Source organism: Acidovorax sp. GW458-11-26-14-TSB4, from assembly GCF_059423865.1.
Map to the genome: position 1 here is coordinate 124,351 of NZ_JBWKYR010000010.1, position 24,106 is coordinate 148,456.

Here is a 24,106-nt window from a genome sequence, read left to right on the forward strand (position 1 = left end):
CCATGCAACGCCTCTCCGCCCTTCTGCTCATTGCCCTGGGCACCTGCGCCACCGGTGCGAATGCCATCATCCGCTGCGAATTCAACGGCAAGCCCGTCAACCCCAACAATGGTGCCGAGACCGCCGGGCTGACCGGCCTGCTGCGCTGCCGCGACGAGAACACCGGCCAGCTGCAGCGCGAGCAGGAGCTCAAGGACGGCAAATACCTGGGCAAGGAGCGCTTCTTCGACCGCGAGGGAAAACTGCTGCGCGAGCGCAGCGTGAACGAACGTGGCAACAGCCAGGGCCGGGTGGCCGAGTTCTGGCCCAACGGACAACTCAAGCGCGAGGAGTTCGCCGAGAACGGCAGCACCGTCGGCGCGGTGCGCCGCTTCGACGCCAATGGCCGGCCCGAGCGCCTGTCCTTCCATGTGGCGGGACAGGAACAGTTCGTCATAGAGTACAACAGCGCCGGCCAGCCCACCCGGCTGCAATGCCCGCGTGCGAGCGTGCTGCCCGAGGACCGCAAGCCCTGCGGCTTCGAGGGCGCGGCCGACACCGCACTGTTCACCACCGCAGGCGCCAGGGCTGGCCAGGTGCGCTACGAGCAGGGCCGCCTGCTGCTGTCCACCGAATGGACCAGCGAAGGCCTGGTCGCGCAGCAGATGCTGTTCGAGGAAGGCCGGCGCGTGCACCGCAGCTTTTTCACCGAGGGCGGCAAGAGCGTGCTGCGCGAGGAGCGCATCTTCGCGCCCGACGAGCAGCGCTTTCTGCGCGATGCGCGCGGGCCGCTGCACAGCCTGCGCCGCTTTGGCAGCAACGGCCAGATGACCGAGCAGCACGCGTATGCCGATGGGCGCGAAGTACTGCTGGAACGCTGGTACCTCAACGGCGCCCCACGCGAGCGCACCACCATAACCGGCACCGGGGACGCCACCCGCATCCAGCGCGAACTGCGCGACGACGAAGGCAAGCTCACCCGGCGCGAACTCCTCACTTCAGAGCAGCAACCTACCGGGGTGCAGCAACACTTCCACGCCAACGGGCGCCTGGGCCGGGAAGACCGCTACACCGCACCCGATGCCCGCGGCCGCACCCGGCTGGAGGCACGCAAGCAGTGGGACGAATCGGGCAAGCTCACCGCCGACGACACCATCCTCGAAGACGGCTCGCGCCAGCGCAAGGCCGGCGGACTGGATTCATAGGCCCCCTGAGTCGCTTCGCGCCTTCCCCCCCCCCAGGGATGCCCCCAGCGCACGCAATCGAAGCGCCGCATGCGCAGCTTTGGCGGCCCTTGCGCGAGGGCACTGGCCTATGGAGCGCCAGTATCGCGAGCACACACAGGCAACCATCAAGGGTCGTTCAAAGACCCCGCCCCGCCTGCATCAACGCAGCTGAGGCCCCGCGGAGCCCAGCGCCTTGGCCGCGCCGATGCCCATGGCGGCGCCAAAGCGCTTGGCCAGGCGCTCGGCGACGTTGTCGCGGCGGGTGTAGTCGATGATTTCCTCGGCCTTGACCACTTCGCGCGCCACGAAGTCGAGGTTGCCCAGCTTGTCGGCCAGGCCCATCTCCACCGCCTGCTGGCCGGTCCAGAACAGGCCGCTGAAGGTCTCGGGGGTGGTCTTCAGGCGCTCGCCCCGCCCGGCCTTCACCACGGCGATGAACTGCTGGTGGATCTGGTTGAGCATGGCCTGCGCGTACTCGCGCTGCTTTTCGGTCTGCGGGCTGAAGGGGTCCAGGAAGCCCTTGTTCTCACCAGCCGTGAGCAGGCGGCGCTCCACGCCCAGCTTTTCCATGGTGCCGGTGAAGCCGAAGCCATCCATCAGCACGCCGATGCTGCCCACGATGCTGGCCTTGTCCACGAAGATCTCGTCCGCCGCCGCGGCAATGTAATACGCAGCCGAGGCACAGGTCTCCTCGACCACGGCATACACCGGCTTGTTGTGCTTGGCCTTCAGGCGCACGATCTCGTCGTTGATGATGCCGGCCTGCACCGGGCTGCCGCCGGGCGAGTTGATCAGCAGCACCACGGCCTGCGAGCCCTCGTCCTCGAAGGCGCTGCGCATGGCGGCGACCACGAACTCGGCGCTGGCCTCGGCGCCCGAGGCGATTTCGCCCTTGACGTCCACCACAGCCGTGTGGGGCGTGCTCTTGCTGGCGCCCGTGGAGGCCTGGCGCATGGCGCCGAAGACCAGGGCGCCGATCACCAGCAGCCAGGCAAAGCGGAAGAAGATCTTCCAGCGCCGTGCCGAGCGCTGCTCCTGGAGGGCGGCAAAGGCCAGCTTTTCGAGCGTGGCGCGCTCCCAGCCCGGCTCCTGCGCGGCCGAGGCACGGGTGCCCGACGCTGCGGGCGATTGCGCCCACAGGTCCTGGGAGGGAGGAAAATTCTTGTCGGGATCGGTCATTTCAGGCCCTTGGGGACAGCAAGCGCTCCATGCCAGGCACCCTGGCAACGGGCATGGACGCGAAAAATCGGCGCAAGCCGGGAAATTGCATCTGGTCTATCTAGAACGCGACGGCTTGCAGGTGGTACGCAGTATGCCAGCGCACCACACCATCGGACTCCGACAGGGTGATCTTCACCAACCCGCCCCGGCAGGGCCCGCCCGCGCACTGTCCCGTATCGGGCAGGTAGGCGGCACCGTGGGTGGCACACAGCAGCCAGTTGCCGGTGTCGTCAAAGAACCGGTCGGGCTGGTAGTCCATCTCCATCGCCACATGCGTGCAGCGGTTGAGGTAGGCGTGCGGCACGCCGCGGTAACGGATGGCAAAGGCCCGGCAGGTCTGGCCCGCGTAGACCACGTCGAACGGCACCGCCAGCCCGCCATCGACCAGCTCGGCACTGTTGCACAAGGGGGTGGGAAGGGACTCGGACGGGGTCGTCATGGCGGGCCTCAGCCGTTGGCCCGCAGCCAGTCGTGCAGCTCGCGCACGGAATGCACCACGGCCAGCGGCTGCAGCACATGGAAGGCATCGGGCTCATGGGCGCCATAGCTCACACCCACGCTGGCGCAGCCCGCATTGACCGCCATCTGCAGGTCGTGCGTGGTGTCGCCGATCATCAGCACACGCTCGGGCAGCACATCGAACTCGGCCATCAGCTCCTGCAGCATCAGCGGGTGGGGCTTGCCGGCGGTCTGGTCGGCGGTGCGCGAACCGTCGAACACGCCCTTGAGGTCCTTGGAGTGCAGCACCTCGTCCAGGCCGCGCCGGCTCTTGCCCGTGGCCACCGTGAGCAGGTGCCCGGCGTCGCGCAGGTCGGCCAGCATGGGCAGCACGCCTTCGAACAGGCTCAGGTCGTCCTGGTGCTGCAGGTAATGGAAGCGGTAGCGGTTGCCCAGCTCGGGGTACTTCTCGGGCGGCACGTCGGGCGCCGCATGGGCGAGCGCCTGCATCAGCGCCATGCCGATCACGTACGAGGCCGCCTGGTCCGTGGGCACGGTGCCGCCCACATCCTTCACGGCCGCCTGGATGCAGCGCACGATGATCTGCGTGGAGTCGAACAGGGTGCCATCCCAGTCAAAGGCAATCAGGTCGAAGCGGCGGGGACGGGACGTGGGGCGCATGGAGGAAAGGGCACTCAGGCAGAAGGGACGAAATCGGCCAGCTCGGGCGGCAGTTCCGCGTTGAGCGCCACGCGCTCGCCGCTGGCCGGGTGGTTGAACTGTAACCTCCAGGCGTGCAGGAACATGCGCCGCATGCCCTGCTTCTGCAAGCGTTTGTTCAGCTCGAAATCACCGTACTTGTCGTCGCCGACGATGGCATGGCCCTGGCTGGCCAGGTGCACCCGGATCTGGTGCGTGCGCCCGGTCTTGATGGTCACCTCCAGCAGCGTCATCGCTGGCAGGCCCTGCCCCTGGCGCGCCGGCACCTTCTGGCGCAGCTTGACCAGGGTGATGGAGCGCATGCCCTCGGGGTCGTCGGCCGTGGTCACGCGCACACGGCGCTCGCCATCGGCCTGCAGGTACTTGTGCAGCGGCAGATCAATGACCTTGTTGTTGGCAGGCCACACCCCGGTCACCAGCGCCAGGTAGGTCTTGCCGGTTTCGCGCTCACGGAACTGGTCCTGCAGGTGCGTGAGCGCCGAACGCTTCTTGGCCACCAGCAGGATTCCCGAGGTGTCCCGGTCCAGCCGGTGCACCAGTTCCAGGAATTTCGCCCCCGGGCGTGCCTGGCGCAGCTGTTCGATCACGCCGAAACTGACCCCGCTGCCGCCGTGCACGGCCACGCCCGCAGGCTTGTCGAGCGCGATCACGTGCTCGTCTTCCAGCAGGATGGGGAATTCGCGCGCCGGCGCCGGGCGCTCGGCCTTCTCGGCCACCTTGTCGGAGATACGCACGGGCGGCAGGCGCACCTGGTCGCCCGCCTCCACACGGGTGTCGGCACTGGCACGGCCCTTGTTGATGCGCACCTCGCCGCTGCGGATGATGCGGTAGACATGTGTCTTGGGCACGCCCTTCAGATGGCGTATCAAAAAGTTATCCAGGCGCTGGCCCGCAGAGTCCTCATCGACCTCCACCAACTTGGCAGAAGGGGGGGTGGAAACCGGGGCGGGGCTGGAGGGCGGTTTGCCCCCTATAATGTGTTTCACCTGCGCGTTGCTGTGTAAGTGGTTGATTTGCCTGGAGTTTAGTCCACACGACCACCATACGGGCGCAGGCCGGTCGATGCCAGCGGGTGTCGCCCACGCAGATTGCAGGCCAGATGCCTGCAATGGCCTGGGCGCCAGCCGGCGGGCTGACAGATTGAAACACTGATACGGAATCCCCCAAGCTGGCAGATGCGCCCCACCAGGGCACGATCTGCCAGCGGATCGAAGCGAGCATGTGGTTGTTGATGGCCTGGATTGTGACCTTGTGGCGGTGGCGCATGCCCCTGGCCATGCGCGCGCAATGGCAAGGGCCTGTGGCATCCACCCGGCAAGCGCAACCAGCCACCTTGTTCGTGGCAAAACTGCGCCTCTCCCACTCGCCCCCTTCCATGCGCCCCTGCCTTTTGCTGCCGCGCTGACGCGCGGCAGGCTTTCGGCATCCCCGGCAATTCCCTTCGTTTCGACGCGTCAGTCCAGGCATTCACGGCTCCTGTAGAGCTTGTTCAATGGTTGGAACTGCGGGTGGCAGCCCGCGATAGGCCTGTTGGCCGCGCCGCTGCCCACCGCGAAACACAAGAAGGAATCGCATCATGAAGCGGATGCTCATCAACGCCACGCAGCCCGAAGAACGGCGCCTGGCCATCGTCGACGGACAAAAGCTCCTCGACTACGAGATCGAGATCGAGGGGCGCGAGCAGCGCAAGGGCAATATCTACAAGGCCGTCGTCACGCGCGTCGAGCCTTCGCTGGAAGCCTGCTTCGTCGACTACGGCGAAGACCGCCACGGCTTCCTGCCGTTCAAGGAAATCTCCCGCAGCTACTTTGCCCCGGGCGTCTCGCCCAGCCAGGCGCGCATCAATGAAGTGATCCGCGAAGGCCAGGAACTGCTGGTCCAGGTCGAGAAGGAAGAGCGCGGCAACAAGGGCGCGGCCCTGACGACCTTCGTCTCGCTGGCCGGCCGCTATGTGGTGCTGATGCCCAACAACCCCCGTGGCGGTGGCGTCTCGCGCCGCATCGAGGGCGAAGACCGCGCCGAGCTCAAGGAGGCGATGGACCAGCTGGAATACCCGAACGGCATGTCCATCATCGCGCGCACCGCCGGTATCGGCCGCACCGCGCCCGAGTTGCAGTGGGACCTGAACTACCTGCTCAAGCTGTGGAACGCCATCGACGGCGCTGCCAAGGGTGGCAAGGGCGCCTTCCTGATCTACCAGGAATCGAGCCTGGTGATCCGCGCGATCCGCGACTACTTCAACAACGACATCGGTGACATCCTCATCGATACCGACGACATCTACGAACAGGCGCAGCAGTTCATGGCGCACGTCATGCCCGAGCATGCCGCCCGCGTGAAGCGCTACCGCGACGACGCCGCCCTGTTCAGCCGCTTCCAGATCGAGCACCAGATCGAATCGGCGTACGCCCGCACCGTGCAACTGCCCTCGGGCGGTGCCATCGTGATCGACCACACCGAAGCGCTGGTCAGCGTGGACGTGAACTCGGCCCGCGCCATCAAGGGCGGCGACATCGAGGAAACCGCCACCCGCACCAACCTGGAAGCCGCCGACGAAGTGGCGCGCCAGATGCGCCTGCGCGACCTGGGCGGCCTGATCGTGATCGACTTCATCGACATGGAGGAGAGCAAGAACCGCCGCGAGGTGGAAAACCGCCTGCGCGACGCGCTGCGCCAGGACCGCGCCCGCGTGCAGTTCGGCACCATCAGCAAGTTCGGCCTGATGGAAATGAGCCGCCAGCGCTTGAAGCCCGCCCTGTCCGAAGGTTCTTCCATCCCCTGCCCCCGTTGCGGCGGCTCGGGCCACATCCGCGACACCGAGTCCTCGGCGCTGCAGATCCTGCGCATCATCCAGGAAGAGTCGATGAAGGACAACACGGCCGCCGTGCACTGCCAGGTGCCGGTGGAAGTGGCCTCGTTCCTGCTCAACGAAAAGCGCACCGAGATCGCCAAGATCGAACTCAAGCAGCGCGTGGCCGTGCTGATGGTGCCCAACAAGACGCTGGAAACCCCCAACTACCGCCTGGAACGCCTCAAGCACGACGACCCGCGCCTGGACCACATCGAAGCCAGCTACAAGCTCGCAGAGGAAGTGGAAGACCCCACGGCCGTGACCCGCCGCTCGCAGGAGCCCACCAACAAGCAGACCCCGGTGATCAAGGGCGTGCTGCCCGATGCACCGGCCCCGCAGGTAGAACCCCGCCCCGAAGGCGCGGCCCGCCCTGCGCGCACCGGCCAGCAAGGCCAGCGCCCCGCAGCCACGCCGGCCGCAGCCCCCACGCCCGCACCGGCACCCGCTGCTGCCGCCCCGGCCGCGCCGCAGGAGCAAGGCTTCTTTGCCTGGCTCAAGGGCGTGCTCGGCTTCGGTGACAAGCCGGCAGCTCCGGCACCGGTGGCAAGCCCTGCCCCGGCACCGGCACCCGCCGCGGCAGAAACCACCGCCCGTGAACCGCGCCGTGACGGCCGCGGTGAAGGCCGTGGCGGGCGCCGCAGCAACCGCGACGCCCCTGGCCGCAGCGAAGGCCAGCGCGAAGGCAGTGGCCGTGACGGCGGCAACCGCGAAGGCGCCGCAGAAGGCCGTGGCCGCCGTGGCGAGCGCTCGGCCGAAGGCCGCGCACCGCGCGACGCCGAAGGCCAGGGCGGCCGCCCACCCCGCGAAGGTGGCGAGCGCCGCCCCGAGGGTGAAGGCCGTGAAGGACGCGGCGGTCGCAATGGCCGTGGCCGCAACGACGGCGAAGTCCGCAACCAGGCCAACGGCGCCGCGCTGAATGGCGAACAAGCCGCCGCAGTGGCCGGTGCCCAGGTGGAAGGCCCGATCGGCGGTGCCGACGCCAGCACCAGCCAGGCCCCGCGTGGTGAACGTGGCGAGCGCGGCCCCCGCCGCGAGCGCGGCGACGGCTCCGGCCGCCGCGAGCGGGGTGAACGCGGTGAGCGCGCGCCCCGCAACGCCGAGGGCGTTGAACAGGCCGCACCGGCAGGCGATTTCGCCGACACCTCGCCGCTGGCACTGCTGCCCGACCTGGACCTGACCGGCAACGAGTCGGCCAGCAACGCCGCAGGCAGCGAAGAGCAACGCCGTGAGCGCCGCTCGCGCGACCGCTACGGCCGTGACCGCCGCGAACGTGGCGAGCGCGGTCCGCGCGACAACGCCGAGGGTGCAGCCGCACCGGCAGCCGCCCCGCTGCTGGACTTCGATACCTCGGCGGTCCCTGCCCCCACGGCCGCCAGCGAAGGCGAAGCACCGCGCCGCAGCTACTTCAGCGCCCCTGCCGAAACCGCAGCAGCACCCGTGGCAGCAACCCCAGTCGCTGCTCCGGTGCAAGAGAGCGCTCCGGCGCCCGCGGTACCGGCACCCGTCGCAGCCGCTCCCGCACCCGTGGCAGCGCCTGTGGCAGCCCCTGCGCCGGCAGCCGCCGCGCCCGTGGCTGTGGCTGCACCAGCGCCTGCCACCGGCCTGCCTCGCGTGCAGGCATTCACCCTGCCGCTCGATGAGCTGCACCAGGTCGCCGAAGCCTCGGGCCTGCAGTGGGTGAACTCCGATGCCGCCAAGATCGCCGCCGTGCAGGCTGCGATCGCGGCAGAGCCCAAGCCCATCCACGTGCCGCGCGAACGCCCGCCCGTGGTCGTGATCGACGAAGGCCCGCTGGTGCTGGTGGAAACCCGCCGCGACCTCTCGGCCATGAAGCTGCCGTTCGAGCAGCCTCCAGCGGCTTGATGCGCTGAACCCACAAGAAGGCGGCCTCGGCCGCCTTCTTGCTTTGGGCCCGGCCCCTGCACGCGCGCAGGGCCGATACCGGTATCCTCATGCCCACGCCAACAGTGCCCACCATTCCTTGGTTCGGGCCTTACGAACCACCACGCCACCATGCTGTTCCTGCTGTCCCCCGCCAAGTCGCTGGACTACGAAACCCCGCTGCCACCCGACCTGCCGCACACGCTGCCGCAGTTCGTGCCGCAATCCAAGGATCTGATCAAGGTGCTGCGCGAAAAGTCGCCCCAAGACATCGCTTCGCTGATGTCCCTGAGCGACAAGCTCGCCGCCCTGAATGTGGCGCGCTACCAGGCCTGGAAACCGCGCTTCTCGGCCGCCAACGCGCGCCAGGCGCTGCTGGCCTTCAATGGCGACGTCTATGAGGGCCTGCAGGCACGCACGCTGGACGGCGACGACCTGCAATGGGCACAGGACCATGTGTGCATCCTGAGCGGCCTGTACGGCCTGCTGCGCCCGCTCGACCTCATGCAGCCCTATCGCCTGGAGATGGGCACGCGCCTGGCCACAGAGGCCGGCAGCAACCTGTACCAGTACTGGGGCGACCGCATCGCCAAACACCTGAACACCCGGCTGCGCGCCGACACCACGCCCGTGGTGGTGAACCTCGCCTCGCAGGAGTACTTCAAGGCCGTGGACACCCAGGTCCTCAAGGCCCGCGTGGTCGAATGCGTGTTCGAGGACTGGAAGGGCGGCGCCTACAAGATCATCAGCTTCCACGCCAAGCGCGCGCGCGGTCTGATGGCGCGCTACGCCGTCACCCAGCGCATCGCCACCCCGCACGGCCTCCAGGGCTTTGACCTGGAAGGCTACACTTTTGCTCCCGCTGCCTCCCAACCCGAGCGCCTGGTGTTCCGGCGCAAGACCAACGTGTGAGATCTGCCATGGCATCGTCTTCCGAACAGTCAGCTTCCACCGCGACCGCCGCTGCCGCGCGCCAGGCCATCACGCCCGAGCTGCGCCGCTGGATCATCGAACAGGCCGAAGCCGGCTTCGCCGCGCCCGTGGTGCTGCAGTCCATGCGCGACGCCGGCTGGAACGAGGATGTGGCCGCCGAAGCGCTGGAGATCACGCTGCAGGACCACCTCAACGCGCTGGCCGAGCAGCAGGGCCAGCCGCCCGCCGTGAAGGTGCCCGAACCCCTGCTGGACGAATCGCCGGCCCAGATCGACGCTGGCGACCGCGCGGTGAATATCCTGCTGGCCATCGCCAAGCCGCGCATCGTGGTGTTCGGCAACCTGCTGTCTGCCGAGGAATGCGACGCCCTGATCGCCGCGGCCGCGCCCCGCATGGCACGCTCGCTCACGGTCGCGACAAAGACCGGTGGCGAGGAGGTCAACGACGACCGCACCAGCGACGGCATGTTCTTTCAGCGCGGCGAGAACCCGGTGGTGCAGCGCATCGAGGAGCGCATCGCCCGGCTGCTGGACTGGCCCATCGAGAACGGCGAGGGCCTGCAGGTCCTGCACTACCGCCCCGGCGCCGAGTACAAGCCGCACTACGACTATTTCGACCCGGGCGAGCCGGGCACGCCCACCATCCTCAAGCGCGGCGGGCAGCGTGTGGGCACGCTGGTGATGTACCTCAACACGCCCGAAAAGGGCGGCGGCACCACCTTCCCCGACGTGCACGTCGAAGTGGCTCCCCAGCGCGGCAATGCCGTGTTCTTCAGCTACGAGCGCGCCCATCCCTCCACCAAGACATTGCACGGCGGCGCGCCGGTCATCGCCGGCGAGAAGTGGATCGCCACCAAGTGGCTGCGCGAGCGCGAATTCAAGTGAGGCCTGCCATGAACGACAACACCCCCGAACAATCCCAGCTGGGCAAGGCCTCGGCCTATGTCGACCAGTACGACGCCGCGCTGCTGTTCCCGATCCCGCGCGCCGGCAAGCGCGCCGAGATCGGCATCACCGCGGCCCCGCCCTTCTTCGGCGCCGACCTGTGGACCGCGTTCGAGCTGTCCTGGCTCAACCTGCGCGGCAAGCCGCAGGTGGCGCTGCTGCACATCACCATCCCCTGCGAGACGCCGAACATTGTCGAGAGCAAGTCCTTCAAGCTCTACCTCAACAGCTTCAACAACACGCGCTTTGCCGACCCCTCCGAGGTGCAAGCCCGCATCCGTGCCGATGTGAGCGAAGCTGTCTGGCGCGGCGCCGAACACCCGGCCACCGTGGGCGTGAAGCTGCTGCTGCCCGAGATGTTCGACCGGGAACCCGTGGACGAACTCGACGGCCTGAGCCTGGACCGGCTGGACGTGGAATGCACGCACTACCAGCCCGCGCCCGAGCTGCTGCATGCCGTGCACGACGAGCCCGCCGTCACCGAGGTGCTCACCAGCAACCTGCTCAAGAGCAACTGCCTGGTGACCGGCCAACCCGACTGGGGCAGCGTGCAGATCCGCTACACCGGCGCCCCCATCGACCAGGAAGGGCTGCTGCAGTACCTGGTGAGCTTTCGCAACCACAACGAGTTCCACGAGCAGTGCGTGGAGCGCATCTTCATGGACCTGTGGACGCGCTGCAAACCGCTCAAGCTCACGGTCTACGCGCGCTACACGCGCCGCGGCGGCCTGGACATCAATCCGCTGCGCACCAGCCACCCGCAGGCCTTGCCGGGCAACGTGCGCACCGCACGGCAATGAGCGCCTGAACCGGCGCGGCCGCTCAGGGGCGTTCACGCCCTGAGCCAATCGCATCGCAACCGATTCAAGCGGTGCGCACGGGCGCGCCAGGCCACATAAAGACTGGGCAACAGGGTCCCGGCAAAGCACAGGGGCGCGGCCCAGGCTTCGCCGAAGGCACAAGTGGGCACCCAGCCCACCCAGCCCATGAGCCAGAGCGTGAGCACCAGGTCCCACAAGTGGTACTCCAGCGGATGCTCCACCCGGTGGTCCACATGCCATTGCTTGATGCGTTGGAGCTCGTTGAGCGTCATGACCATCTCCCGCCAGAGGGATGTTCAATGTAAGTTTGACGTAAGAATTCGTCAAGCCCCGCCCTCCGACACCACAGCGTGCAGGCAAGAAGCGTGCCTTAGAACAATGGCCGGGTGTGCGGATCGCCCCCACGCACCCGGGGTGGCCGCGGCTCGGGCGGGCCGTCGGGCACATCGCCCTCCCGCTCCAGCGTGCCCACGCGCACGCCCAGCAGGCGCAGCTTGCGGTCCAGTGGCACGCGCTTGAGGCACAGTCCCGCCGTGCGGCGGATGGTGGCCGCATCCTGGGTGTAGCGGTCCAGCGTCTGGTCGCGCGTGGCGATTTTGAAGTCGTCGTAGCGCAGCTTGATACCGATGGTCTTGCCCACATAGCCCTTGCGCTGCAGGTCTGCCGCCACGCGTTCGCACAGGTCGGTGAAGATGCGGCCGAGCTCCGCCTTGTCGCGCACGGCATGCAGGTCGCGGTCGAAGGTGGTCTCGCGGCTCATGCTCACAGGCTCGCTCTCGGTGACCACAGGGCTGTCGTCGCGGCCCCAGGCCACGCGGTGCATCCAGGCCCCGCTCGACTTGCCGAAGCGTTCGATGAGCCACTGCGGGTCTTGCGCAGCGAGCTGGCCTATGGTTTCTATGCCCAGGGACGCCAGCTTTTCACCCGCCTTGGGGCCGATACCGTTGATCTTGCGCACGTTGAGCGGCCAGATCCGCTCCTGCAGATCTTCCTCGTAGACGATGGAGATGCCGTTGGGCTTGTTGAACTCGCTGGCCATCTTGGCCAGCAGCCGGTTGGGCGCCACGCCGATGGAGCAGGTCAGGCCTGTCACGTCGAAGATGCTTTTCTGGATGAGCCGGGCCAGAACCCGGCCCCCTTCGCGCTGGCCGCCGGGCACGTCGGTGAAGTCGATGTAGACCTCGTCCACACCGCGGTCCTGCATCACGGGGGCGATCTCGGTGATGGTGCTCTTGAACAGGCGCGAGAAGCGGCGTACCTCGTCGAAGTCCACGGGCAGCACGATGGCATGGGGGCACAGTTTGGCGGCCTTCATCATGCCCATGGCCGAGCCCACGCCGAACTGGCGGGCGGGGTATGTGGCCGTCGTGATGACCCCCCGGCCCACGTAATCCTTGAGCCGCGGGAAGTCCTCCACCGGGATGAAGTGCGGCGCGCGCAGGCCCTGGCCGTCGGGGCTCTGGTGCAAGAGCTCGTCCACCTTGCGCCGCCCGCCGCCGATCACCACCGGCAGGCCCTTGAGCTGCGGGTAGCGCAGCAGCTCGACGGATGCGAAGAAGGCATCCATGTCGAGGTGCGCGATGCGGCGCAGGCGCGGCGCGGAGGGCTCTTCAGGCAGTGGGGAGGTCACGGCCTCCATTGTGCGCAAAAGCAGCGCCACCCTGCTGTCAGCCGCCGGCCGACGCAGGGTTGAATGGGCCGCGTTACTTCTTGGCGAGTGCCGCGTTGCGCAGGCCCTGCAGCGTGCCCGTGGGCGTGATGGCCTCGGGATCGATCAGGCAGTGCAGAACGCTGGGCAGGCCGCTGGCGCGCGCACGGGCCAGCGCGGGCGCGAATTCCTCAGTGCTGGTCACGCGCTCACCATGGCCGCCGAAGGCCTGGGCGTAGGCCTTGAAGTCGGGGTTCTTGAGCGCGGTGGCGCTGATGCGGCCCGGGTATTCGCGCTCCTGGTGCATGCGGATGGTGCCGTACATGGCATTGTCCAGCAGCACCACGATGATGGGCAGGCCGTACTGCACGGCGGTGGCGAACTCCTGGCCGTGCATGAGGAAGTCACCGTCACCGGCAAAGATCACCACCTCGCGCTCGGGCCACAGGCGCTTGCCGCCCACGCCGGCCGGCAGGCCATAGCCCATGGAGCCGCTGGTGGGCGCCAGTTGGCTGGCATAGGTGGTGAAGGGCCAGAAGCGGTGGATCCAGGTGGCGAAGTTGCCCGCGCCGTTGCAGAAGATGGTGTCGGCGGGCAGCACCTCTTTCAGGTGCTGCATCACCTGGCCCATCTGCAGGTCACCGGGGATGCGGATGGGGGCGGTGTCGCTCCAGGCCAGGTACTCGGCATGGGCGGCCTCGGCATGGGCAGCCCAGGGCACGGCGGCAGTGGGGCGCACACTGGCCAGCGCAGCGGTGAAGGCCTGCGGCGTGGCATGGATGGCCTGTGCGGGCCGGTACAGCCGGCCCAGTTCGTCGGCATCGGCATGCACGTGCACCAGCGGCTGCACGGGGTTGGGAATGGCGAACAGCTCGTAGCCCTGCGAAGGCACTTCGGACAGGCGGCCGCCCAGCACCAGCACCAGGTCCGACGCGCGGATGCGCGCCAGCAGCTTGGGGTTCACCCCCAGGCCCAGGTCGCCGCCATAGCAGGCGTGCGTAGCCGGGAACAGCATCTGCCGGCGGAACGAGCAGTACACGGGCAGGGACCAGGCCTCGGCAAAGGCCGTGAACTCGCGCACGGCCTGCTCGGACCAGCGGCTGCCGCCCAGGATGGCCACGGGCTGCTTCGCTGCGCTCAAGCGCTCGGCCAGCTCGGACATCTGCGCGGTGCCAGGGTGGGTTTCGGTCACCTGGTAAGGCAGCGCATCGGCCACGGTGGCGGCCTCGGTCAGCATGTCCTCGGGCAGGGCCACCACCACGGGACCGGGCCGGCCCGAGGTGGCAACGTGGAAGGCGCGCGAGATGAGTTCGGGCACGCGCGCCGGGTCGTCGATCTCCACCACCCACTTGGCCATGGTGCCGAACACGGCGCCGTAGTCCAGCTCCTGGAAGGCCTCGCGCCCCAAAGCGCCGCGCGCCACCTGGCCCACGAAGAGGATCATGGGCGTGGAGTCCTGGTGGGCGATGTGCACGCCGGCCGAGGCATTGGTGGCCCCCGGGCCGCGCGTGACGAAGCAGATGCCCGGTCGGCCCGTGAGCTTGCCCTGGGCCTCGGCCATCATGGCCGCGCCGCCTTCCTGGCGGCAGACGGTGACGGCAATGCTCGCGTCGTGCAGCGCGTCCAGCACGGCCAGGTAGCTCTCGCCCGGCACGCAGAACAGCTGCTTGACGCCGTGGGTGATGAGCTGCTGCACCAGGATCTGGCCGCCCGTGCGGCTGGCGGCGGCGTTGCTGGAGGGGGATGGCGAAGTCATGTCAGAGGTCCGAAACGAGAGAAAAAAAGAAATTACAGGGAACTCAGCGCAGCGCCTCGCACGCACGACGAATGCGCGCGCAGGCTTCCTGCAGGTCGGCCATGGACGCAGCGTACGAGATACGGAAGAACGGCGCCAGCCCCAGCACGCTGCCGGGCACCACGGCGACGTGGAACTCGCGCAGCAGGTAGTCGCAGAAATCCGCATCGCTGCGCAGCGTGGCGCCGCCCGGCGTGGTGCGGCCGAGCACGCCTTCGCAACTGGCAAAGGTGTAGAACGCCCCTTCGGGCACGCGGCAGCGCAGCCCGGGCGAGGCGTTGAGCGCGGCCACCACCAGGTCGCGCCGGGCCTGGAACTCGCGGCAGCGCTCGGCCACGATGTCCTGCGGACCGTTCAGCGCGGCCACGGCCGCGGCCTGGCTGATGGACGAGGCGCACGAGGTGGCCTGGCTCTGCACCACGGCCATGGCCGCGATCAGCGCGCGCGGGCCCGCACCGTAGCCGATGCGCCAGCCCGTCATGGCATACGACTTGGACACGCCGTTCACCGTGAGCGTGCGCTCGCGCAGCGCGGGCAGCACGGCCACAGGGGTGGCGAACGCATGGCCGTCGTACAGGATGTGCTCGTAGATGTCGTCCGCCAGCACCCAGACCTGCGGGTGGCGCAGCACCACCTCCAGGATGGGCTTGAGCTGCTCGGCGCTGTAGGCCGTGCCGCTGGGGTTGGAGGGTGAATTGATGAACACCCAGCGCGTGCGCGGCGTGATCGCGGCGCCGAGCTGTTCGGCCGTGATGCGAAAGCCATTGGCTTCGCTGCACGGCACCACCACGGGCACGCCGCCCGCGATCAGCACCATGTCGGCGTACGAGGTCCAGTAGGGCGCGGGCAGGATGACCTCGTCGCCCGGGTTCAGGCTGGCCATCAGCGCGTTGTAGATGACCTGCTTGGCGCCGGCGCCCACGGTGATCTCGTGGGTGGCGAATTCCAGCCCGTTGTCGCGCTGGAACTTGCGCTGGATGGCGGCCTTGAGTTCGGGCGTGCCGTCCAGCACGGTGTAGTGGGTCTCACCCCGCGCCATGGCCTGCTGCGCGGCTTCCTGGATGTGGACCGGCGTGTCGAAGTCCGGCTCGCCCAGGCCCAGCACGATCACGGGCTGGCCCTGGCGCTTGAGCTCGTTGGCGGCCTGGGTGATGCGCACGATGTCCGAGACACCGATGGCGCTGATGCGATCGGCCGCGCGAAAGGTCGTGGCGGGGATGGCGGCGTTCATTGCTGGTAGGTCTCCAGGGGCTTGTCGTTGGGGGCGGCGAACAGCTGGCGCAGCGTGGTGCCCAGTGGCAGGTTCAGGCCCACGTTCTTGGGCGGGATGGGGGCGACGAACCACTTGGTGTAGATCTTCTCCATCTCGCCGCTCTGCATGAGCTTGGTGAGCACGCCGTCCACGGCGGCCTTGAAGGTCGGGTCGTCCTTGCGGAACAGCAGCGCGATCGGCTCGGCGCCCAGCGGCTCGCCCACGATGCGGAAGGACGAGGGGTCCTTGGCGTTGGCGATCATGCCGGCCAGCAGGTTGTCGTCGAGCACGAAGGCCTCGGCGCGGCCCGATTCGAGCAGCAGGAAGCTCTCGTGGTGGTCCTTGCCCAGCACGGTCTTGATGGGTGCGCCGCCCAGGGCGCGTTCCTGCTTGCGCAGCAGCTGCACGGCCGTGGTGCCGGTGGACGCGGCGATGGTGCGCCCCGCGAGCTGGCTGATCGACTTGAGGTCCGAATCCTTGCGCACCGCCATGCGCACTTCGCTCACATAGGTGGTCACCGCGAAGGCCACCTGCTGCTGGCGTGCGGTGTTGTTGGTGGTGGGGCCGCAGCCGATGTCGAGCGTGCCGTTCTGCACCAGCGGCAGCGTGTTCTGCGCCGTCACGGCCATGTACTCGAGCTTGGCGTCGGGCACGATCTCCTTGAGCACGCGCTCGCACAGCTCGACGTGGTAGCCCACGTACTTCTCGTTGGCGCCCAGTGCATAGGCCATGGGCGGCGAGGTTTCGCGCACGCCCAGCACCACCTTGCCGCTGGCCTTGATCTTGTCCAGCGTGTTGGTGGCCGGGGTTTGTGCATGCGCCGGTGCGAATGCAGCGCAGGCGAGTGCCAGGCCTGCGGCCAGCGCGGTGAAGGTGGTCTTGCGGAAAGATGCCATGCCGTCGTCTCCTTGTGGTTATGGTTGGGAAAGGGGTGAGAAAAAAGGGCGCTCTCAGAGGACTCTCAGATCACGTTCTTTTCGAGCAGCGGTTCATTGCGCGCGATGCGCTCGATGGACAGCGGCGACAGGTCCAGGCTGCGGTAGCCGCCCGTGAGCAACAGCTCGGCAACGCCCCGGCCCACGGCGGGGCATTGCTGCAGGCCGTGGCCCGAGAAGCCATTGGCGAACACCAGGTTGTCGCAGGCAGGCGAGAGGCCCACGATGGCGTTGTGGTCGAAGGTGTTCATCTCGTAGTAGCCGGCCCAGGCGCCCTGCATGCGCAGCGCCTCGAAGCCGGGGATGCGCTCGGCCAGGGTGGGCCAGACATGGTCTTCGAAGGCGTGGTACTCGGGGTCGAGCGGCGCGAAGTCCGCATCCTCGTCGGCCGGCGGTGCAAAGCCGCAGATGAAACCCTGGCCCTCGGGCCGCAGCCAGATGCCGCTGGTGTCGATGAGCAGGGGACAGCGCGGCAACGGCGCCGGGCTGGACAGATGGAACACGGTGCGGCGCTTGCCCACCACGGGCAGCGCGATACCGGCCCAGGCCGCGATGGCAGCGGACCAGGGACCACCGGCATTCACTGCATGGCTGCAGGGCAGCGTGGTGCCGCTTTTCAGCTGCACGGCGGTGACATGCTGCACGCCATCACTGGCAGACATGTCAAAGCCCACGGCCTCGTCGGCCAGATAGCGCACGCCCTGGCTCTGCGCCTTCTTGCGCAGCGCGGTGAGCAGCAAATAGCCATCGAACCAGCCCTCGCCCGACAGGCCGAGCGAACCCAGCACCACATCCTGCAGCGCCAGCCAGGGGAAGCGCGCGGCCAGCTCGGCCGGATCGAGCAGCGCCACATCAGCACCATGGCGCTTTTGCACGGCGTGGTTGTCGCGCAGCGTGGCCTCGCCGGCCGCAGTGGCCAGGTAGAGGTAACCGCCTTCGTACAGGCCGATGCCGGGCACATCGCCGTTGCACGCCAACAGCGTGCCCACATTGCGCAGAAAACCGATGCCGTAGGCCGATATCTGCACATTGATGTCGGTGGAGAACTGCTGGCGGATGGAGCTGGCCGACAGGGCCGAAGAGGCCCGCGCGTAGCCCGGGTCGCGCTCCACCACCACGACATCGCAGCCCGGCTGCTGGCGCGTCAGCTCGTAGGCGATGGCGCTGCCGATGACGCCGCCGCCGATGATCACGATGGACATGGAGGTGCTCCTGCCAGCAAACTGAGCCGTTTTAGACGTCGAACTTCACGCCCTGTGCGAGCGGCAGTGCGGTGGAATAGTTGATGGTGTTGGTGGCGCGGCGCATGTACGCCTTCCAGCTGTCGGAGCCGGCTTCGCGGCCACCGCCGGTTTCCTTCTCGCCGCCGAAGGCGCCGCCGATCTCGGCGCCGCTCGGGCCGATGTTGACGTTGGCGATGCCGCAGTCCGAGCCTGCGGCGGACATGAACTGCTCGGCCTCGCGCACGTTGAGCGTGAAGATCGAGGACGACAGGCCCGCGCCCACTGCGTTGTTCCAGGCGATGGCCTCGTCGAGCGTGCGGTAGCGCACGACATAGAGGATGGGCGCGAAGGTCTCGTGCAGGGCCGGACCTTCGTGCTTTTGCAGTTCGACCAGCGCGGGGCGCACGTAGTAGGCATCGCCGCCGCCCAGGCCCTGTACGCGCTCGCCGCCGTGCACCTTGGCATCGAGGGCGCGGGCTTCTTCCAGCGCCTTCTGCATGCCGTCGTAGGCGCCGCGATCAATCAGCGGGCCCACCAGGGTGCCGGCGCTGCGCGGGTCGCCCACCTGCACGTTGCCGTACACCTTGCGCAGTTGGGGCACCAGGGTGTCGTAGATGCTGTCGTGCACGAACAGGCGGCGCAGCGTGGTGCAGCGCTGGCCGGCCGTACCCATGGCCGCGAAGGCGATGCCGCGCAGGGCCAGGTCCAGGTCGGCCGTGGGGGCGACGATGGCGGCGTTGTTGCCGCCCAGCTCCAGGATGGCGCGGGCGAAGCGGGCCGCCAGGCGCGGGCCGACGGCACGGCCCATGGCCGTGGAGCCGGTGGCCGAGAGCACGGCCACGCGGGTATCGTCCACCAGCACTTCACCGATGCCGCGCTGGCCGATCAGCAGTTCCAGCAGGCCTTCGGGCGCATCGCCGAAACGGGCCAGGGCGCGCTGGGCGATGGCATGGGTGGCCAGGGCGGTGAGCGGCGTCTTCTCGGACGGCTTCCAGACCACCGAATCACCACAGACCAGGGCCAGGGCCGCGTTCCACGACCACACGGCCACGGGGAAGTTGAAGGCCGAGATCACGCCGCACACGCCCAGCGGGTGCCAGGTTTCCATCATGCGGTGGCCGGGACGCTCGGTGGCGATGGTCAGGCCGTAGAGCTGGCGCGACAGGCCGACCGCGAAGTCGCAGATGTCGATCATCTCCTGCACCTCGCCCAGGCCCTCAGACGGGATCTTGCCGGCCTCGATGGTCACGAGCAGGCCCAGGTCGTCCTTGGCTGCGCGCAGTTCTTCGCCCAGCAGGCGCACCAGTTCGCCGCGCCGGGGCGCCGGCACCTGGCGCCAGGCCTGGAAGGCGGCCTGCGCGCGGGCGATGGCCGCGGTGGCATCGGCAGCGGAAACCTCGTGCACGGCGCCGATGGCCTCGCCCGTGATGGGCGAGCGCACCGGCAGATCGCCACCGGTATAGGCGGTGCGCGGCACGCCCAGGCGCTGCAGCAGCGCATCGACGTCGGGCACGAGGGAGGAAGAAGAGGCGGCGGCAGCAGAGGGTGCGGACATGGCGGCATTCCAAAAATCAATGCGTGCAATATCGCCCAAGCGCAGCGCGGCGGATAGCAAAAAAATGGAACAACTTGATTCGCAAATAGAATCAACTCCAGCCATCGCCTGCCCTATTGCTGAGCAAGCAGGGCAATATTGAAGCGCACCAACGGTATAAACCCTGAGAATCATTCCCCGGGAGCATGAACAGCGATGTTTCGCAAGACCTTTCTGCCGCCCGTGGCCGACCTGCTGGCCTTCGAGGCTGCGGCGCGCCATACCAGCGTCTCGCGCGCGGCCGAGGAGTTGCACCTGACGCAGAGCGCCGTCTCACGCCAGATCCGCCAGCTGGAGGAACAGCTGGGCATGGCGCTGTTCCACCGCGTGCGCCAGCGCGTAGTGCTGACCGATGCCGGGCGCGTGTACGCGGCCGACGTGCGCGCCCTGCTGCAGCAGCTGTCGGCGGCCACGCAGAAGGCCATGGCCATCTCCAGCGCGGGCGGGCTGCTCAATCTGGCCGTGCTGCCCACGCTGGGCACGCGCTGGCTGATCCCGCGGCTGCCGAGCTTCATGGCGCTGTACCCCGATGCCACGGTGAATTTCTCGGCCCGCTCGGAGCCCTTCGACTTCGCGCAGGAGCCCATGGACGCAGCCATCCACTTCGGGGCACCGCACTGGGCGGGCGCAGTGTGCGAGTACCTGATGCACGAAGAGGTGCTGCCCGTGTGCAGCCCCCTCTACCGTACGCAGCAGGGCCTGCGCACGCCGGCCGACCTGGCGGGCGCCATGCTGCTGCAGCAGAACACCCGCCCCACGCAGTGGGCGGAGTGGTTCGAGCATGTGGGCGCGCCCACCCCGCAGGCGCTGCGCGGCCCGCGCTACGAGCAGTTCTCGATGATCGCGCAGGCGGCGGTGTCGGGCCTGGGCGCGGCCCTGCTGCCACGCTTTCTGATCGAAGGCGAACTGGCCTCGGGCGCGCTGGTGGCCCTGTCCAGCCAGGTGCTCACCAGCAGCGAGGCCTACTACCTGGTCTACCCCGAAGCCCGCGCCCAGACCCCGCTGGTCAAGGCCTTCCGGGACTGGCTGCTGGCGCAGTGCCAGGGGGCCACCAACTGAACCCGTAGTATGCCGGCGGTCTACAGCAAGGCCGCAGCCATCATGCCCAGCCCGACGATGCTCACGGCCCAGGTCGCCGTGCGCACATACGGAATGCCGATGTAGTACACGGGGATGTAGAGCATGCGCGCCCAGAAGAACACCTGGGCACCCAGCAGCACCTGGCTGCCGGTGCGGTTGCTGGCCGTGGCCGCCAGGCCCAGGATGGCAAAGAACACGAGGTTGTCGAAGCTGTTGCGCGCCGTGCGCTCGGCGCGGCCGGCAAAGGCCCCGGGGTCGTCCAGGTGGTCGCGGTTGCCGAAGGCCAGCAGCAGGCCCGAGGGTGTCCACGCGCGGGCGCGGATCAGGCTGGCCACGACCACCAGCACCCAGGTGATGATGGCAAAGTACACGACGAGGGTGAGGATGGGGTTCATGGCAGCGTGCTGCAAGTTGGGAAACACCGCATCCGTGGCACCTCGATGCGGCAGGAACCCGCAGCATACGCTGCCCGCCGGCGGGCTCAGTTCGGCGAAGGTGGCACGCCACCAGGCACCAGGCGCTGCTCGGGCTGCTGCCCCGCCAGGCTCTGCGCAGGCCGACGCAGCGTGGCATCGAACGGGTGGATGCGCGGGCCGATGGCCGCGGCCTCGCGCTTGAGCAGCTCCACCACCGTGGGCAGGCGGTCTTCGTTCAGGCGCGCCGAGATGGTGCCCACGCTGAGCGCCGCCACGGCACGGCCTTCGCGGTCGAGCACGGGCACGCCCACGCCGGCCATGCCCTCGAGCAGGCCGGTGTTGCGCGCGGCATAGCCGCTCTGGCGCACACGCTCGATCTCGGTGCGCAGGTAGACCTCGTCGTACACCCCGTACTCGCGCACGCGCGAGAGGTTGAAGCGGATCACCTCCTCGCGCTCGGCCTCGGGCAGGAAGGCCAGGATGGACAAGGCCCCCTGCCCCACGCCCAGCGCCACCCGCCCGCCGATATCGCCGGTGAAGGAGCGGATGGGGAACGGCCCCTCGCTGCGGTCCAGGCAGATCGCGTCGAAGCCGCTGCGCACCAAGAGGAAGATGCTGTCGCCCAGGCTCGCGCTCAGGCGCAGCAGCGCGGGCCGGCACAGGCTGCGCAGATCGCCCGGATTGCCGGCCTTGGCTGCCAGCGCGAAGAATTCGGTGGACAGGCGGTAGAGCTTGCTGCGCTCGTCCTGCTCGGCCATGCCCTCTGCGACCAGCGATTGCAGCAGACGGTGCGTGGTGCCCTGGGTCAGGCCCACGGCGCGCGCCAATTGGGTGACGCGCCCACCCTCGGCCTGCACCTCGGCGAGGGCCCGGATGACGGCAAACATGCGGGGCACACCGCCCGTGGCGGTGGAAGCTGCTTCCATGCACTGCTCCTGTGGAATAGATGGCATTTTGAAGGCCCATCATATTCCATTAAATGGAATAAATTCAATAAATATTCTGATTAATGGAATACCCGATGCGAACTGGCCTGATTACTGCAATACATTGAATCGAAAGCGCAAGACAGTCCACGGGATGCTCAACCCTGCACCGCCCCGGTGCAGACAGGGGAACAGGCACAGCAGGGACTGCCGCAGCGCGGCGATGAAACAGCGACCAGAAAGGCCCGTGCATGTCCTTCCTTCAACTCACTGACGTGACCAAGTTCTATGGCGGCACCTGCGCGGTGCAGGCCATGAACCTGGCGGTGGAAAAAGGCGAATTCGTGTCGCTGCTGGGCCCCTCGGGCTGCGGCAAGACCACCACCTTGCAGATGGTGGCGGGTTTCGAGGCGGTGAGCAGCGGCCGCATCGAACTCGACGGGCGCGACATCACGCACGCCAAGGCCAACACGCGGGGCCTGGGGATCGTGTTCCAGAGCTACGCGCTGTTCCCGCACATGACGGTGGCCGACAACGTGAGCTTCGGGCTGGAGATGCGCAAGATGCCCAAGACGGAGCGCAAGGAACGCGTGGCCCAGGCCCTGGCCCTGGTGCACCTGGAAAAGCACGCCACGCGCTACCCGCGCGAGCTCTCGGGCGGGCAGCGCCAGCGCGTGGCGCTGGCACGCGCGCTGGTGATCGAGCCGCCCGTGCTGCTGCTCGACGAGCCCCTGTCCAACCTCGACGCCAAGCTGCGCGAGGAGATGCAGTTCGAGTTGCGCCAGATCCAGCGCAAGGTGGGCACGACCACGGTGATGGTCACGCACGACCAGAGCGAGGCCATGTCCATCAGCGACCGCGTGGTGGTGATGGAGGCCGGCCGCGCCACGCAGATCGACCACCCGCACCGCGTCTACGAGCATCCGCGCACGCGCTTCATCTCCACCTTCGTGGGCAAGGCCAACCTGCTGCCCGGCAAGGTCACGGCCAGCGGCAACCGCACCCATGTGGCCGTGGGCTCGCTGGCGGTGCAGGTGGAGCAGCCCGGCTTTGAGCCCGGCGCCGCCGTGCTGCTCAGCGTACGGCCCGAAAAGCTGCAACTGGTGCCCGCCGTGCAGGGCCGGCTCGATGGCGAGGTGGGCGAGCGTTTCTTCCTGGGCAGCCAATGGCTGTACCGCGTGGCCACGCCCGTGGGCGACCTGATGGTGCTGGTGCCCAATGACGGCCGCAACGCGCTCAACGAGGGCGATCGCACCGGTGTGGACTGGCCTGACCACTGCATGCGCCTGCTGCCCGCCGACGAAACCGCCGTGGCCGAACCCCAGGCCGAGGTGGCCCCATGAGCGGTGCCACCCGCAAGGCTGTGCCCTGGTGGCTGTCGGCCCCGGCGCTGGTGCTGTTCACCTGCCTGCTGCTGGTGCCGCTGGCGCTCACGGCCGTGCTGTCGTTCAATGCCTTCGACCCGATGACGGGCGTGAAGGCCGGCGAGTTCACGCTGGAGCACTACACCCATGTGTTCATGGACTCGTACTACCACGCGATCTTCTGGCGCACGTTCTGGATCTCGGCCCTGGTCACGCTGATCTGTGTGCTCATCGGTGCGCCCGAGGCCTACATCCTGAGCCGCATGGGCAACCCCTGGCGCTCGGTGCTGCTGCTGGTGGTGCTGGCGCCGCTCCTGGTCTCGGTGGTGGTGCGGGCCTTCGGCTGGAGCATGCTGCTCGGGCCCGAGGGCCTGGTCAACGGCCTGTTCAAGCTGGTCGGCATCGGGCCGGTGAAGATGCTCTACACCGAGATCGCGGTCATCATCGCCCTGGTGCACGTGATGCTGCCCTTCATGGTGATCCCCGTCTGGACCTCGCTGCAAAAGCTCGACCCCGGGGTGCAGAACGCGGCCCTGTCGCTCAAGGCCTCGCCCTTCACCACACTGCGGCGCATCGTTCTGCCGCAGGTGCTGCCGGGCATCCTCTCGGGCAGCCTGATCGTGTTCGGCCTGGCGGCCAGCTCCTTCGCCATCCCCGGCCTGCTCGGTGGGCGGCGCCTGAAGATGGTGGCCACCGTGGTCTACGACGAGTACCTGCACGAGCTGAACTGGCCGCTGGGCGCGGCCGTGGCCCTGACCCTGCTGGTGGCCAACCTGGTCGTGATGCTCAGCTACAACCGCTTGGTCGAAGGCCGCTACAAAAAAGCGTTGGGATGACCATGACGATCCCGCAGGAAATC

22 protein-coding genes are annotated in these 24,106 nt (G+C 68.2%); 9 read left to right on the forward strand and 13 right to left on the reverse strand.

The window, feature by feature from the left end; all coding sequences use genetic code 11:
* Positions 1–2 precede the first annotated feature (2 nt).
* On the forward strand, positions 3–1,184 hold the full coding sequence (locus tag AC07X5_RS20315) for a toxin-antitoxin system YwqK family antitoxin (RefSeq protein ID WP_494771585.1): 1,182 nt from the start codon (positions 3–5) through the stop codon (positions 1,182–1,184).
* A 180-nt stretch (positions 1,185–1,364) separates the two neighbouring features.
* On the opposite strand, the gene AC07X5_RS20320 is transcribed toward AC07X5_RS20315, so the two are convergent.
* From AC07X5_RS20320 to AC07X5_RS20335, 4 genes are all read right to left on the reverse strand, one after another.
* Positions 1,365–2,384, reverse strand: coding sequence for a S49 family peptidase (locus AC07X5_RS20320; RefSeq protein ID WP_494771586.1), 1,020 nt, complete (start codon positions 2,382–2,384; stop codon positions 1,365–1,367).
* Positions 2,385–2,484: 100 nt separating this feature from the next.
* Positions 2,485–2,865: a Rieske (2Fe-2S) protein gene (locus tag AC07X5_RS20325; protein WP_494771587.1), complete on the reverse strand. Its 381-nt coding sequence runs from the start codon at positions 2,863–2,865 to the stop codon at positions 2,485–2,487.
* 8 nt (positions 2,866–2,873) lie between these two features.
* Positions 2,874–3,545, reverse strand: a complete 672-nt coding sequence (locus AC07X5_RS20330; RefSeq protein ID WP_494771588.1) for an HAD family hydrolase — start codon at positions 3,543–3,545, stop codon at positions 2,874–2,876.
* A gap of 14 nt (positions 3,546–3,559) precedes the next feature.
* Positions 3,560–4,570 carry an RluA family pseudouridine synthase gene (locus tag AC07X5_RS20335; protein ID WP_494771589.1) on the reverse strand — a complete coding sequence of 337 codons (1,011 nt, stop codon included), beginning with the start codon at positions 4,568–4,570 and terminating at the stop codon, positions 3,560–3,562.
* Between the two features lie 590 nt (positions 4,571–5,160).
* Here AC07X5_RS20335 and AC07X5_RS20340 point away from each other — a divergent pair.
* The 4 genes from AC07X5_RS20340 to queF all read left to right on the forward strand — a co-directional run bounded on the left by AC07X5_RS20340 (position 5,161) and on the right by queF (position 10,993).
* Positions 5,161–8,298, forward strand: coding sequence for an Rne/Rng family ribonuclease (locus tag AC07X5_RS20340; RefSeq protein WP_494771590.1), 3,138 nt, complete (start codon positions 5,161–5,163; stop codon positions 8,296–8,298).
* Positions 8,299–8,448: 150 nt separating this feature from the next.
* Complete coding sequence (gene yaaA / locus AC07X5_RS20345) at positions 8,449–9,228, forward strand: peroxide stress protein YaaA (protein WP_494771591.1); 780 nt, start codon at positions 8,449–8,451, stop codon at positions 9,226–9,228.
* A gap of 8 nt (positions 9,229–9,236) precedes the next feature.
* On the forward strand, positions 9,237–10,133 hold the full coding sequence (locus AC07X5_RS20350; RefSeq protein ID WP_409955440.1) for a 2OG-Fe(II) oxygenase: 897 nt from the start codon (positions 9,237–9,239) through the stop codon (positions 10,131–10,133).
* An 8-nt stretch (positions 10,134–10,141) separates the two neighbouring features.
* A complete protein-coding gene (queF, locus tag AC07X5_RS20355) occupies positions 10,142–10,993 on the forward strand; it encodes an NADPH-dependent 7-cyano-7-deazaguanine reductase QueF (RefSeq protein ID WP_494771592.1) in 852 nt (283 codons plus the stop codon).
* Between the two features lie 32 nt (positions 10,994–11,025).
* Here the strand turns inward: queF and AC07X5_RS20360 are convergent, their stop codons facing one another.
* From AC07X5_RS20360 to amaB, 7 genes are all read right to left on the reverse strand, one after another.
* Positions 11,026–11,286 (reverse strand): hypothetical protein, encoded by a 261-nt coding sequence (locus AC07X5_RS20360; protein ID WP_494771593.1) that lies wholly within the window; start codon positions 11,284–11,286, stop codon positions 11,026–11,028.
* A 98-nt stretch (positions 11,287–11,384) separates the two neighbouring features.
* Entirely contained in the window at positions 11,385–12,653 is a 1,269-nt protein-coding gene (locus tag AC07X5_RS20365) for a DNA polymerase Y family protein (protein ID WP_494771594.1), read from the reverse strand.
* 64 nt (positions 12,654–12,717) lie between these two features.
* The gene (locus AC07X5_RS20370) at positions 12,718–14,418 is read right to left on the reverse strand and encodes a thiamine pyrophosphate-binding protein (RefSeq protein ID WP_494771595.1); all 1,701 of its coding nucleotides are present in this window, start codon (positions 14,416–14,418) and stop codon (positions 12,718–12,720) included.
* 43 nt (positions 14,419–14,461) lie between these two features.
* The gene (locus AC07X5_RS20375; RefSeq protein ID WP_494771596.1) at positions 14,462–15,688 is read right to left on the reverse strand and encodes a pyridoxal phosphate-dependent aminotransferase; all 1,227 of its coding nucleotides are present in this window, start codon (positions 15,686–15,688) and stop codon (positions 14,462–14,464) included.
* The gene (locus AC07X5_RS20380; protein ID WP_494771597.1) at positions 15,685–16,605 is read right to left on the reverse strand and encodes an amino acid ABC transporter substrate-binding protein; all 921 of its coding nucleotides are present in this window, start codon (positions 16,603–16,605) and stop codon (positions 15,685–15,687) included. Before AC07X5_RS20380 ends, AC07X5_RS20375 begins: the two co-directional genes overlap by 4 nt.
* A gap of 65 nt (positions 16,606–16,670) precedes the next feature.
* The gene (locus AC07X5_RS20385; RefSeq protein WP_494771598.1) at positions 16,671–17,846 is read right to left on the reverse strand and encodes an NAD(P)/FAD-dependent oxidoreductase; all 1,176 of its coding nucleotides are present in this window, start codon (positions 17,844–17,846) and stop codon (positions 16,671–16,673) included.
* Positions 17,847–17,877: 31 nt separating this feature from the next.
* On the reverse strand, positions 17,878–19,422 hold the full coding sequence (gene amaB, locus AC07X5_RS20390) for an L-piperidine-6-carboxylate dehydrogenase (protein WP_494771599.1): 1,545 nt from the start codon (positions 19,420–19,422) through the stop codon (positions 17,878–17,880).
* Here amaB and AC07X5_RS20395 point away from each other — a divergent pair.
* Together AC07X5_RS20395 and AC07X5_RS20400 are read left to right on the forward strand one after the other, a co-directional pair.
* Positions 19,421–19,564: a hypothetical protein gene (locus tag AC07X5_RS20395; protein WP_494771600.1), complete on the forward strand. Its 144-nt coding sequence runs from the start codon at positions 19,421–19,423 to the stop codon at positions 19,562–19,564. The genes amaB and AC07X5_RS20395 overlap by 2 nt on opposite strands.
* Before the next feature lie 53 nt (positions 19,565–19,617).
* Positions 19,618–20,520 (forward strand): LysR family transcriptional regulator, encoded by a 903-nt coding sequence (locus tag AC07X5_RS20400; RefSeq protein ID WP_494771601.1) that lies wholly within the window; start codon positions 19,618–19,620, stop codon positions 20,518–20,520.
* Between the two features lie 20 nt (positions 20,521–20,540).
* Here AC07X5_RS20400 and AC07X5_RS20405 read toward each other — a convergent pair whose 3' ends face one another.
* Both AC07X5_RS20405 and AC07X5_RS20410 read right to left on the reverse strand, forming a co-directional pair.
* Positions 20,541–20,936 (reverse strand): MAPEG family protein, encoded by a 396-nt coding sequence (locus AC07X5_RS20405; protein ID WP_494771602.1) that lies wholly within the window; start codon positions 20,934–20,936, stop codon positions 20,541–20,543.
* An 86-nt stretch (positions 20,937–21,022) separates the two neighbouring features.
* Positions 21,023–21,883 carry an IclR family transcriptional regulator gene (locus AC07X5_RS20410; protein WP_494771603.1) on the reverse strand — a complete coding sequence of 287 codons (861 nt, stop codon included), beginning with the start codon at positions 21,881–21,883 and terminating at the stop codon, positions 21,023–21,025.
* A 251-nt stretch (positions 21,884–22,134) separates the two neighbouring features.
* Between AC07X5_RS20410 and AC07X5_RS20415 the strand changes: the two genes are divergently transcribed.
* The gene (locus AC07X5_RS20415) at positions 22,135–23,226 is read left to right on the forward strand and encodes an ABC transporter ATP-binding protein (RefSeq protein ID WP_494771604.1); all 1,092 of its coding nucleotides are present in this window, start codon (positions 22,135–22,137) and stop codon (positions 23,224–23,226) included.
* A complete protein-coding gene (locus AC07X5_RS20420; protein ID WP_494771605.1) occupies positions 23,223–24,083 on the forward strand; it encodes an ABC transporter permease in 861 nt (286 codons plus the stop codon). Before AC07X5_RS20415 ends, AC07X5_RS20420 begins: the two co-directional genes overlap by 4 nt.
* The last annotated feature ends 23 nt before the right edge of the window (positions 24,084–24,106 follow it).

What these genes read in the sequence shown, in the direction of transcription:
- AC07X5_RS20315 (WP_494771585.1), top strand. Translation starts at nt 3, where the DNA reads ATGCAACGCCTCTCCGCCCTTCTGCTCATTGCCCTGGGCACCTGCGCC.
- AC07X5_RS20320 (WP_494771586.1), bottom strand. Translation starts at nt 2,384, where the DNA reads ATGACCGATCCCGACAAGAATTTTCCTCCCTCCCAGGACCTGTGGGCG.
- AC07X5_RS20325 (WP_494771587.1), bottom strand. Translation starts at nt 2,865, where the DNA reads ATGACGACCCCGTCCGAGTCCCTTCCCACCCCCTTGTGCAACAGTGCC.
- AC07X5_RS20330 (WP_494771588.1), bottom strand. Translation starts at nt 3,545, where the DNA reads ATGCGCCCCACGTCCCGTCCCCGCCGCTTCGACCTGATTGCCTTTGAC.
- AC07X5_RS20340 (WP_494771590.1), top strand. Translation starts at nt 5,161, where the DNA reads ATGAAGCGGATGCTCATCAACGCCACGCAGCCCGAAGAACGGCGCCTG.
- yaaA (WP_494771591.1), top strand. Translation starts at nt 8,449, where the DNA reads ATGCTGTTCCTGCTGTCCCCCGCCAAGTCGCTGGACTACGAAACCCCG.
- AC07X5_RS20350 (WP_409955440.1), top strand. Translation starts at nt 9,237, where the DNA reads ATGGCATCGTCTTCCGAACAGTCAGCTTCCACCGCGACCGCCGCTGCC.
- queF (WP_494771592.1), top strand. Translation starts at nt 10,142, where the DNA reads ATGAACGACAACACCCCCGAACAATCCCAGCTGGGCAAGGCCTCGGCC.
- AC07X5_RS20360 (WP_494771593.1), bottom strand. Translation starts at nt 11,286, where the DNA reads ATGACGCTCAACGAGCTCCAACGCATCAAGCAATGGCATGTGGACCAC.
- AC07X5_RS20365 (WP_494771594.1), bottom strand. Translation starts at nt 12,653, where the DNA reads ATGGAGGCCGTGACCTCCCCACTGCCTGAAGAGCCCTCCGCGCCGCGC.
- AC07X5_RS20370 (WP_494771595.1), bottom strand. Translation starts at nt 14,418, where the DNA reads ATGACTTCGCCATCCCCCTCCAGCAACGCCGCCGCCAGCCGCACGGGC.
- AC07X5_RS20375 (WP_494771596.1), bottom strand. Translation starts at nt 15,688, where the DNA reads ATGAACGCCGCCATCCCCGCCACGACCTTTCGCGCGGCCGATCGCATC.
- AC07X5_RS20380 (WP_494771597.1), bottom strand. Translation starts at nt 16,605, where the DNA reads ATGGCATCTTTCCGCAAGACCACCTTCACCGCGCTGGCCGCAGGCCTG.
- AC07X5_RS20385 (WP_494771598.1), bottom strand. Translation starts at nt 17,846, where the DNA reads ATGTCCATCGTGATCATCGGCGGCGGCGTCATCGGCAGCGCCATCGCC.
- AC07X5_RS20395 (WP_494771600.1), top strand. Translation starts at nt 19,421, where the DNA reads ATGGCGGCATTCCAAAAATCAATGCGTGCAATATCGCCCAAGCGCAGC.
- amaB (WP_494771599.1), bottom strand. Translation starts at nt 19,422, where the DNA reads ATGTCCGCACCCTCTGCTGCCGCCGCCTCTTCTTCCTCCCTCGTGCCC.
- AC07X5_RS20400 (WP_494771601.1), top strand. Translation starts at nt 19,618, where the DNA reads ATGTTTCGCAAGACCTTTCTGCCGCCCGTGGCCGACCTGCTGGCCTTC.
- AC07X5_RS20405 (WP_494771602.1), bottom strand. Translation starts at nt 20,936, where the DNA reads ATGAACCCCATCCTCACCCTCGTCGTGTACTTTGCCATCATCACCTGG.
- AC07X5_RS20410 (WP_494771603.1), bottom strand. Translation starts at nt 21,883, where the DNA reads ATGGAAGCAGCTTCCACCGCCACGGGCGGTGTGCCCCGCATGTTTGCC.
- AC07X5_RS20415 (WP_494771604.1), top strand. Translation starts at nt 22,135, where the DNA reads ATGTCCTTCCTTCAACTCACTGACGTGACCAAGTTCTATGGCGGCACC.
- AC07X5_RS20420 (WP_494771605.1), top strand. Translation starts at nt 23,223, where the DNA reads ATGAGCGGTGCCACCCGCAAGGCTGTGCCCTGGTGGCTGTCGGCCCCG.